9 protein-coding genes are annotated in these 10,464 nt (G+C 67.9%); 6 read left to right on the forward strand and 3 right to left on the reverse strand.

The window, feature by feature from the left end; genetic code table 11:
- From AB1K54_RS16730 to AB1K54_RS16740, 3 genes are all read left to right on the forward strand, one after another.
- Nucleotides 1-128, forward strand: a 128-nt coding sequence (locus tag AB1K54_RS16730; RefSeq protein WP_371203923.1) for an integrase core domain-containing protein, incomplete at its 5' end; no start/stop codon positions are given.
- 9 nt (nucleotides 129-137) lie between these two features.
- A complete protein-coding gene (locus tag AB1K54_RS16735) occupies nucleotides 138-278 on the forward strand; it encodes a hypothetical protein (protein ID WP_371203897.1) in 141 nt (46 codons plus the stop codon).
- Nucleotides 275-1,588 (forward strand): ion channel protein, encoded by a 1,314-nt coding sequence (locus AB1K54_RS16740; protein WP_371203898.1) that lies wholly within the window; start codon nucleotides 275-277, stop codon nucleotides 1,586-1,588. Before AB1K54_RS16735 ends, AB1K54_RS16740 begins: the two co-directional genes overlap by 4 nt.
- A 104-nt stretch (nucleotides 1,589-1,692) precedes the next feature.
- On the opposite strand, the gene AB1K54_RS16745 is transcribed toward AB1K54_RS16740, so the two are convergent.
- Nucleotides 1,693-2,211 carry a hypothetical protein gene (locus AB1K54_RS16745; protein WP_371203899.1) on the reverse strand — a complete coding sequence of 173 codons (519 nt, stop codon included), beginning with the start codon at nucleotides 2,209-2,211 and terminating at the stop codon, nucleotides 1,693-1,695.
- Nucleotides 2,212-2,775: 564 nt separating this feature from the next.
- Between AB1K54_RS16745 and AB1K54_RS16750 the strand changes: the two genes are divergently transcribed.
- Complete coding sequence (locus AB1K54_RS16750) at nucleotides 2,776-5,190, forward strand: response regulator transcription factor (protein ID WP_371203900.1); 2,415 nt, start codon at nucleotides 2,776-2,778, stop codon at nucleotides 5,188-5,190.
- A 9-nt stretch (nucleotides 5,191-5,199) separates the two neighbouring features.
- Here the strand turns inward: AB1K54_RS16750 and AB1K54_RS16755 are convergent, their stop codons facing one another.
- Together AB1K54_RS16755 and AB1K54_RS16760 are read right to left on the reverse strand one after the other, a co-directional pair.
- Nucleotides 5,200-6,258 (reverse strand): NAD(P)-dependent alcohol dehydrogenase, encoded by a 1,059-nt coding sequence (locus AB1K54_RS16755; protein ID WP_371203901.1) that lies wholly within the window; start codon nucleotides 6,256-6,258, stop codon nucleotides 5,200-5,202.
- A 97-nt stretch (nucleotides 6,259-6,355) separates the two neighbouring features.
- Nucleotides 6,356-7,810: an aldehyde dehydrogenase family protein gene (locus AB1K54_RS16760; RefSeq protein WP_371203902.1), complete on the reverse strand. Its 1,455-nt coding sequence runs from the start codon at nucleotides 7,808-7,810 to the stop codon at nucleotides 6,356-6,358.
- A 200-nt stretch (nucleotides 7,811-8,010) separates the two neighbouring features.
- Between AB1K54_RS16760 and AB1K54_RS16765 the strand changes: the two genes are divergently transcribed.
- Nucleotides 8,011-9,012, forward strand: a complete 1,002-nt coding sequence (locus AB1K54_RS16765) for an AraC family transcriptional regulator (protein ID WP_371203903.1) — start codon at nucleotides 8,011-8,013, stop codon at nucleotides 9,010-9,012.
- A gap of 81 nt (nucleotides 9,013-9,093) precedes the next feature.
- On the forward strand, nucleotides 9,094-10,458 hold the full coding sequence (locus tag AB1K54_RS16770; protein WP_371203904.1) for an ABC transporter substrate-binding protein: 1,365 nt from the start codon (nucleotides 9,094-9,096) through the stop codon (nucleotides 10,456-10,458).
- The last annotated feature ends 6 nt before the right edge of the window (nucleotides 10,459-10,464 follow it).

Here is a 10,464-nt window from a genome sequence, read left to right on the forward strand (position 1 = left end):
CAGACCAGCAGCGAGCCGCAAGCTACCCCGCCTGGCTGCACCACTACAATCACCATCGACCCCACACCGGCATCGGAGGCCAAGCACCCATCGACCGCGTCCACAACGTCAATGGGAAGAACACCTAGCATGCGATCGTGACCGAGGAGCGCTGGTGGCAGCTCGCCTGCAGGCCGCTCGTCGCGGCGGTGTGGGTCATCGAGCAGCCCTCGCGCAACGACGAGAGGGCCGCGACGCGCACGCAGGCGCGTGGCCTCGACGAAGGGGCGACCCGGTGACCGATCCGGCACCGCACGAACCGGCATCCGGAGGCCAGGACGCCGACAACAGGCCGATGAGCCTGCGGACGATGCTCCTGCTGTCGATCCCCGCGGTGCTCATCGGCGTCGGGTCGGCCGTCGTGCTATGGCTGCTCGACCTTGCGGCGCAGTGGCTGCAGGACGTGCTGTGGGAGACCCTGCCGGGCGTGTTCGGCGCGACCGGCGAGACGTGGTGGTGGATCATCCTGATGCTCACCCTCGTCGGCCTCGCGATCGGCCTGATCGTGCAGTTCGCACCCGGCCACGCGGGGCCCGACTCCGCCACGACCGAGCTCTCGGGGCCTCCGCCGAAGGTCGTCGTCGTGCCGTCGCTCGCGGTCACGGTGATCATCGGGCTGGCAGGCGGCGTGAGCCTCGGCCCCGAGAACCCGATCATGGCGATCAACGCGGCGCTCTCGGTCGCGCTCGTCGCGCGCATCACGACGCGCATCCCGCTGTCGCTCATCGTGCTGCTGTCGTCGGCGGCGACCATCGGCGCGCTGTTCGGCACACCCGTTGCGGGCGCGCTGATCTTTCCTGGCATGGTCGCCGCCGTCAGGGGCGGCGGGTCGCTGTGGGACAAGCTGTTCCTGCCGCTGGCGGCAGGCGGCGCGGGCGCGGTGACGATGCTGCTGCTCGGCGGCGACCCGATCGGCTTCTCACTCGAGCCCATGGGCCCCTTCCAGCCCGGCTACCTGCTGTGGGGCTCGCTCGTCGCGATCGCGGCGGCCCTTGTCGTCGTGCTCGCCGCGTGGGTGTTCCCATTCGTGCATCGCGCATTCCACGCGCTGAAGCATCCGGTGATCTTCACGACGCTGGGCGGTCTGCTGCTCGGTGTGCTCGGTGTGCTCGGCACCCCCGAGACGATGTTCAAGGGTCTCGAGCAGGCCGGCACGCTCCTCACCCACCCCGAGGACTACTCCGCGTGGCAGTTGGCACTGTTCGCGGGGGTGAAAGCCGTCGCACTGCTCGTTGCGGCGAGCGCCGGATTCCGCGGCGGCCGCATCTTCCCGATCGTGTTCATCGGGGTCGCATTCGGACTGCTCGCGAACGCGTTGTTTCCCGGCATCCCCCTCTCTCTCGCCGTCGCCTGTGCGGTCATGGGCATGACGATCGCGGCGACCCGAGACGGCTGGATCGCGATCTTCGTCGCGATGGCACTCGTCGGCGACCTGCCTGTGCTGCCGCTGCTGTGCCTCATCATCCTGCCGACCTGGCTGGTCGTCACCCGCGCGCCGGAGCTGCTGATCCACCGCCGCGCCGTCGATCCGCGTCCGGAGTGGGCGTGAGGGGCTTCGGGCCACCGCTGATCGCGAGCGACCAGACGGCGGTTCAGATCGGGAGCCCCGACAGGGAGCGCTGAGGGGTCGGCCCCGGAGGCGCGCGCCCGGTGTTAGATGTACTCCCAGAGCTCGCTCGGATCGAGGCGCTGCTCACGAAGCTCGACAGGATCGCTCTGCTGACTCGGCCACGGAAGGAAGCCCGCGATCACTCGTGCGATGTCATCGGCCAGCGTGGGCGTCGCTCGGTGGACCTGCTTCCGGCGGAGTATCAGCTCGGCGAAGTCCTCGGCTTCATGCAGCACGTCGCGCAGGTCTTCGTTCACCTCTCGGCTTCGTATGCCGGTGAGTCGTTCGTGGCGGGTTGCCGGATGCAGCGCTCCGGAAGCCCAGAGCCGCTCGAGCACCATCGTCACGGACGCTCGGAGGGCTTCAGCGTCGGCCTCTGCTGAATCCAGGGGGGCCCGCCGCAAAGCGGCACAGATCACATCGCCCGGCGGGGCGAGCATCGCCGCTCCCACACGGTATTGCTCGGCGAGTTCGGCGGGGTCGAGATGCGGGTGGGATCTCGCGGAGGAGGAGAGCTGTTCCTCGTCGGTGATCGGATTGCGCGAAGTGTTGCTGGAGTGCACGTGGCGTCCTTCCGTCCAGAGTTCTCGACCGCAGTCGGGCTTCGGGTCCCGTGTCTGTCAATGATCTGGACGCACCGGGGCCGTGCTCGTTACGCAGAACGGCTGAATCGAACGGGTGCGGCAACCCCGCCGCCGTCGGCCCATCGGCCCTGCGACCTCAGCCCCGCTGAGCGGGAACGCTTCACAGCACCACTGAGATCGCGGCGTGATCAACCCGCAGATCACCGTCCGCGCAAAGCGGGCATGGCGACCAAGACTCGCACTCGCGTAATGCAACGGCTTCCCGTGCGTCTCTGTTATTAAGGGCGCGTGCGCGGAGGATTCGCAAGTGACGACCGGCGTTCGTTTGGCCGGGTGCGCGCCACGAGGCCACGTGTACGTCGGTGTGATGGGGTAGCGGTGGAGTTCAGCGCAATCGATGGAGTGGTGCGACGGCCGCGGCTGACGAGCATCCTGGATTCCCCTCTGGTTCGTGTCTGTGTCGTGCAGGGACCCAGTGGAAGCGGCAAGACGACGATGCTGCGCAGTTGGGCGGCGGACGGTCCGTCGGGGACGGTGGTGTGGGTGTCGCTGGCGAGCGGGATCTCGTCGCGCCAGGCGTTCTGGCAGCATGTGGTCAGGACGTTGGTGCGGGCGGGGGACCTGCCGCCTGATGTCGCGGCGCGGGTCGAGAACCAGCATGCCGAGAGCGCCGATCCGGTTCGGGTTTCCGCAGCGCTTCTCAGCGATCGCGGGGTGGTCACCCTCGTTCTGGACTCGTATGAGCATCTGGCGGATGCGATCGCGCAGGTCGATGAGGACCTGCTTCGCCTTCTGGAAACGGTGCCGACGCTGCGTCTGGTCGTGGCGGCGCGAGGCAACACCGCCGTTGCGGGCTTCAACTCTCCTGACGGACGGGCCGGCCGAGTGGTGACGAGTCGGGAACTGGCGCTGACGGCTCACGAGATCCGCACGCTGCTGCATGAGCAGGCCGGCATCGATGACGAGAGTCTTGCGGACACCGTTCTCGCCGTGACCGGTGGGTTCGCGTTGACCGTGCGGGCAGTGGTTCTGGCGGTGGCGCAGTTGGGGGACATCCCGAGTCTTGGCTCCATGGACTGGGACTCGATCGTCACGTCGCGGCTGGAGTCGCTGCTGCCGAACGCGGACGCTGTGAGGTTCGTCACCGACACCAGCGTCCCGCCGTACTTCGATGTCGGCGCCGCACAGCAACTGAGCGGGCATCCCGACCCTGAGCCGCTTCTGCGCATGCTCGAGCGCAATGGTTTCGGCAGGTGGATTCCGTTCAGCACTTCTTGTCGGGTCTTTCAGTATGTGGGCACCTTCCGGCAGGCGTTCCGTACCCGTGCTCGTGAAGACCTCGACAGGTTCCGCCGCTTGTGCGTGCTGGGCGCGACCTGGCTCTTGGCGCACGGCGAGATCGATCAGGCCCTCCAACTGGCGCTTGAGGGCGAGGACTACGGGTTCGCCAACCGGATCTTCGCGTCCTTGATGATTCAGGATCCGGACGGTTGCGTCTCGGATCGGTTCCTTCCCGTCCTGCGCACGGTACCGGAGGAGATCCTTGCGGACTACCCGGTGCTTGCGCTCGGGTTGGGCCTTGCGCTGCAGTCGAACCCGCTGCTGCGCCCTGAGGCTCCCAGCGTGTTTCGCGTCGTGATCGACTCGACCGAGTTCCCGCCCCACATCTCACCCGAGGTCGATGCGTTCTCGCTCCTGGTGATGAAAGCCGTCGCCTCTCGCATCGCATACGCGTTCCCGGAGTCGGCGCAGACGGCGCTCGATGCGCTCCGTGCGCTGGAGGCGGTTCCGGCGGATCTGGTCACTGCGAATCAGGAGCACGTGGGGGTGGCTCTGCGTCAGCTGAGCTTCAGCCTCATGCAGAAGGGGCGCATCGAGGACGCGGTTGTGACCGCGACGCGAGCGGTGGCGGTCAGCACATCGCCGATGGCACGCAACTACGCGACCGTCTACGCGGCCGGTGCGAGCGCGTTCGCCGGGGACATGGTTCGCGCCCAGGCGTTCATGGCGTCGATCGACGCGGACGCGGACTCGGTGAGCCTGCGCCGCTCGTCCATGAGTGCGATGGGCATGGTGGCCGAAGGGTATCGCCTGCTCGACGCGCTGGAGTTCCAGAACGCGGCCGATAAGCTGCTGGACACCGACGCCAACACGTCAACGAGCGAGTTCTGGCCGTTCTTCACCGCCATCTCGGTTTCGGCCCGCACGGGCCTGGGGCAAGGCGTCGCCGAGGCGGAGCGGGTGGCTGCCGAACTCGCGGGGCAGAGGCCACCGGGGATCGGCGACAACGTCGCGACGGATCACCTTCACGCGGTCCTGGGGCGCGCATTCCTCGCCGCAGGCGACCGGCGAGCCGCCGCGGGAGTGCTCGATTCCCGGCCTCCAGACCGAGCGCATCTCGCACCGGCACGCATCGTGCGCCTGCTCGTGGACGATCGTGTCGAGGATGCTCTGACGCTGGCGATAGCGGCGCTCGACCTTCCTGATCACACCCTGCGCACCAGGGCCGACACCCGCACCGTGGGGGCGGTCGCCGCCCTGAGATGCGGCGACAGAGAGCTGGCGTGGGAGTGGGTCAATGCCGCGGCGGCGACGTGGGAGACATCGGGGCCGCGGCAGCACGTGGCTCTGCTCACCGCTGCGGACCGACGCCTGCTCGACGAACTTGCGGTCGAGAAGGCGTCGCGGGCCGTCGCCGCCTACCTGGATGTCCCGGCCCCGCCGGAGCCTTCGCAGAGCGTGGTGTCCAGTCCGCTCACGCCACGTGAGCGCGTCGTGCTTCGCGCCCTGGACACCCATGGGAGCGTGCGGGAGGTCGCTGAAGCGCTCATCGTCTCCCCGCACACCGTCAAATCTCAGCTGCAGTCGATCTATCGCAAGCTGCGTGTGTCTTCCCGGCACGGCGCTGTCGCGGTCGCTCGACAGCACGGGCTCCTCGAGGAGGCTGCGGAACGTTAGGCCGTGCGCTCAGGACGCGTCACGGGGCTCGGCGAAGGTCAGCACGGGCTTGACCACCTGACCGGATGCCATCGCCTGCGCCGCGTCGTTGATCGCCGTGAAATCGTAGGTGCGCATGAGCTTGTGCAGCGGCATCCGCCCAGTGCGAACGAGTTCCACCAGGGCGGGGAGGAACACCTGGGGCATCGAATCGCCCACCGTCACCCCGACGTAGCGGCGACCGTTGAGCATGAAGTTGACATCCATCGCGACGGTGGTTCCCGGGGCGGGCGCGCCGATGGACACCACGGTACCCAGCGGTGTGAGGATCGACGCGGCGGTCTCGACGACCGACGCGACGCCGGTGGCGTCGATCGCGTAATCGGCGCCGCGGCCGTCTGTGACGCGCTTGACCACTTCGGCGATGTCCTGCACCGACGAGTCGACGGTGCAGGTCGCCCCCAGCTCCTCGGCGAGTTCGAGGCGGGCGGCGACGAGGTCGACCGCGATGATGTCTGCGACGGGGCTCAAAGCCGCTGCCATGACCGCTGCGAGGCCGACTGCGCCGGCGCCGAAGATGACCATCGACGTGCCCGGGGCCGGGCGCAGCACGTTGAACACCGCCCCTGCGCCCGTCTGGATGCCGCACCCCAGCGGAGCGAGCATCTCGAGATCGGCGTCGTGCGGCACGCGGATGACTCCGCGCTCATCCGCAAGGACGTGTGTCGCGAATGACGACTGGGCGAAGAAGTGGCCGTTGAGCTCCTGATCGCCTCGACGCAACGTCGCCGAGCCGTCTGCGCGGCGCCCGCCGAGGAGGTTGAGCGTCAGGAACCGCTCGCAGTACGCGGGATGAGCCGTGAGGCAGTTGCGGCACGCGCCGCAACTGGTGAACGTCATCAGCACCTTGTCTCCGGGGGCGACAGAGGTCACCGCCGAGCCGACCGATTCCACGACGCCTGCGCCCTCATGCCCCACCACGCCTGGCAGCGGGAAGGGGATTGCGCCGTGCTGCACGTGAATGTCCGTGCCGCACACGCCTGCGGCGACGACGCGGACGATGAGCTCGTGCGGTTGGGGGTCGGCCAATTCGACATCCGAGATGACGAAGTCACTTCCCACGCGGTCGAGAACGGCTGCTTGGACTCTCATATTCGCTGATACTCCAGATTCGAGGTGGTGCCGGTCAGAACGGATAGCGGGCGATCTCGGCTTGCATGGTCACCCACTGCTGTTCGGTGAAGGCCTCGATGTTGGCCTCGTGCCCGCCGAATCGTGCGCCGGTGCCCGACGCGCCGATGCCTCCGAAGGGCGCCTGCGCCTCGTCGTCGACGGTCTGGTCGTTGATGTGGAGGATTCCGCTGGGCAGCCGATCGGCGAGCTCCAGAGCGCGCAGCGGTTCTCGCGTCAGGATTCCGAGGGACAGGCCGTATTCGGATGCGTTCACGAGGCTGACGAGCTCGTCTTCTGACGTGTAGCGGACGACAGGGGCGACCGGTCCGAAGACCTCCTTGTGGAAGGCCGCGTGTTCGGGCTGGACGTCGGAGAGCACCGTGGCCTGATAGAACAGGCGGTTGAAGCCGCCGCCGGCATCCAGCCGCGCTCCCGCAGAGATCGTCTCGGTGACGATGGCATGGATTCTGTCGCGCTGCTTCGCGTCGATGACCGGCCCGAGCGGCGCTCCCGTGGAGGGATCGCCGACGGGCAGCGCGCGGGCCTTCGCGGCGAGGGCATCGACGTAGTCATCGTAGACGTCGGCGTGGACGAGATGCCGGCCGGTCGTCATGCAGATCTGCCCCTGGTGGAGGAACGAACCCCATGCGCCCGCGGAGGCTGCCGCCTGAACATCCACATCCGCCATCACGACCAGGGCGTTGTTGCCTCCGAGTTCGAGATGTGCGCGCTTGAGCAGTTGCGAAGCGCGGGCGCCGATCGCCCTGCCCGCCTCGGTCGAGCCGGTGAAGGAGATTATCCGCACGTCGGGGTGATCCACCAGCGCCGAGCCTGCGTCGACACCCCCGGGCACGACATGGAAGACGCCCTCGGGGACTCCGGCATCCGCCAGGGCTGCGGCGACGATGAGTCCGCCCGAGATCGCGGTCCGAGGATCAGGCTTGAGGACGACGGCGTTGCCGAGGGCGAGCGCCGGCGCGACGGAGCGTGCGGCGAGGATCGCCGGGAAGTTGAAGGGCGAGATGACCCCCACCACACCCGCCGGAAGGCGCCGGGCGAGGCTCAGCCGGGGTCGAGAGCTCTGCAAGAGGCTTCCGTACGGCATCATCGCCGTGGCCGAAGCCTGATAGAACTCGCTGGAGACCAGGCCGGCTTCGAACGCGGCCTTGCCCTGCCCTGACCCCGCTTCGTCGATCAGCCACTTCGCGACCGTGTCGGCCTGTGCGCTGATGATGTCGCCCGCGCGACGGATGATGGCCGCTCGCTCGTCGGCCGGGCGGGCGGCCCACTCGCGCTGAGCCGACCGTGCGATCCGAACCGCCCGGTCGACATCCTCGGCCGACGCCACACCGTACGCGCCGAGGCTCGCACCCGTCGAAGGAGATCGGGCCTCGGCTTGTGCGCTTGTGCGCACCCATCCGCCGTCGAAGATCCGGCCGTCCCAATCGTTCGTGTCGAAGAACGTCATCGTCGCCTCCAAGGTCGCGCAGTCGGCGGTCCGCCGTCGTTGCAGTGCAACTCGAAGACCGTGGTGTGATGCGAGACGTTAGCGGTGGTTCGCGCGCAGCGTCTGACGTTTTGTGCACGTTGGGCGCTGTGGTGTGCGTTGACAATCCGAAGAGCGGAACGTACCGTCGTCTGCGACTTCGGGGAAGAGGTGACTGCAGCGTGGTCGTGATCGAGGCGAGAAGCGCCGACGAGTGGCAGGAGGTCGTTTCGAATTGCTTCGTTCCCCTGTTGTGCCAGGCCAGCGCTGAGAGCTATTCGGCGCGGATGCAGCATGCGAGCGTGGGCCCGGCGGTATCGGTCTCGTTGCTCGAAACCGAAGGAACCCGGGTGCAGAGGACGGCACGCCTCGCCGCGCGCGCTCAGTCGGACGACCTGCATATGTCGTTCCAGCTCGGCTCGACCGGGCGGGTCAGTCAGGGTGGTCGAAGCGTCGCGGTCCGCCCCGGCTCGCTCACCGTCTACGCCACAGATCTACCGTACGAGCAGGACTACTCGCGAAGCGCACAGCATCAGCTCATCATCCAGGTCTCTCGGCGCGCGCTGTCGCTTCCTCGACGGATGATCGACGACGCCTGCCGGCGGATGGCCGTCCCCGCGCTTCCCGCTGGCCGGGTTCTGCAGTCGTTCGCCTCCCGGATCGTGGCCGCAGAGGAGGAGGGTTCGCCCGCCGTCGCCGCCGCGGCCGCGGATCTCGCGGCGACGCTGGTGCGCAGTTCCTTCGCCACCGGGACCGTGGTCCCCCGCACGAGCATCGGTCTGCTCGAGACGGTCCGAGACTGCGTCCGGCACAACTTCACACTGCCGGACCTGACGGTCGACAGCCTCGCGGCTCGGCACTTCATCTCCCGCCGGAGGCTGTATCAGCTCTTCGACGAGGTCGGTGAGAGCCCCTCGGAGTGGATCAGGGTCTGCCGACTCGAACACGCCGCCGGGTTGCTCGCCGAGGCAGGGAGAATGGCGAAGCACACCATCGGCGAGATCGCCCAGATGTCGGGCTTCTCGGACGCGGCCACGTTCGCTCGAGCGTTCCGCCGAAAGTACGGCATGAACCCGAGCGACTATCGCAGCCCCGGGCGGTCGCGGACCAAAGCGCCTGCGCCCTGGCGCGCCGACCCGGCTTCGTGCACAAAACGTCAGGTGCCCCTGTCGGGCCGAAGCTAACGTTTCACAGCATCTGGTGGGTTCGACGCCACCGCAGCACAGACAACGCCGTCTTCTGGGCGGCAACTGGAGGCAACAACGATGTTCAGCCGACCCGAAAACTCCTCGAAACGACAGCGCGGCCTGCGGCTTTCCCGCCTGCGCTCGCGGCGCCCGCTGCGTGCGACCGGCATCGTCGTCGCGGTGTCCTCGATCGCCCTCGCCGGATGCGCACCCGTCGGGACCGACGGCTCCGGTGCTGGGGAATCCGGCGGTGACGAGACGATCACGGTGGGTTACGTCCATCCGGCGACCGGTGCCTATGCGGGCTTCACCGACGGCGATCCGTACCTGCTGAGCTACTTGCGCGAGCAGTTCGCCGACGGCATCGAGGTCGACGGCACCACCTACCGGATCGAGATCCTCGACCGCGACTCCGGATCCGATCCCGCCAAGGCGGGGGAGCTCGCTCAGCAGCTGATCACGCAGGACGGCGCCGATGTGATCCTCGCCACCTCGACGCCCGAGACGGTGAATCCGGTCATCGCCCAGTGCGAGGCCAACGCCACCCCGTGCCTCACCGCCATCGCTCCATGGCAGGCCGTGGTGTTCGGCGGGGGATTCGGCCAAGACAATCCGATGAAGTGGTCGCACCACTTCTTCTTCGGCATCGAGGGCTTCGGCGACGTCGAGCCGCGCGCCTGGGACCAGTTGGAGACCAACAAGAAGGTCGGGGTGCTCTGGCCCAACGACGCAGACGGCGGCGCGTTCCGCGATCCCGAGAACGGGTACGCCTCGTTCACCGAGAAGCTCGGCTACACGATCGTCGACCCGGGCGCGTACGAGAACGGCACCCAGGACTTCACGTCCATCATCTCGAAATTCAAGGAGGAGGGTGTCGAGATCCTCGCGGGCGTGCCGATCCCCCCTGACTTCGTGACGTTCTGGACGCAGGCCGCTCAGCAGGGGTTCCACCCCAAGATCGCGACCATCGGCAAGGCGCTGTTCTTCCCGCAGACCGTCCCCTCCATTCCGGACGACCTGGGGGAGGGCCTTGCCTTCGCTACGTGGTGGGGGCCGACATTCCCCTTCGTGTCGAGCTTCGACGGGACAACCCCCGAGGAGTGGATCGAGGCGTTCGAGGCGAGCCCGGAAGGTGAGGGCCTGACCTGGAACCAGGCGACGCCGCAGAACGAGGCGCTGTTCGAACTGCTCGCCGAGGCCATCAAGGCCTCGGGCGATCCGAAGGACAAGACCGCGCTCAACGCCGCCATCGACGGCCTCGACATGATGACGCTCGCGGGACAGATCGACTTCACCTCCGGACCGTTCCCCGGGGTCGCCACGATTCCGACGGTGGTCGGTCAATGGCAGAAGGTCGATGACGGCACCTGGGAGTGGGTGGTCGTGGACAACACCACCTATTCCGAGATCCCGGTCGACCGACCGCTCGCGCCCATCCCCTGACCCGGA

This window comes from Microbacterium sp. BWT-B31 (assembly GCF_041379855.1).
Taxonomy (GTDB): Bacteria; Actinomycetota; Actinomycetes; order Actinomycetales; family Microbacteriaceae; genus Microbacterium.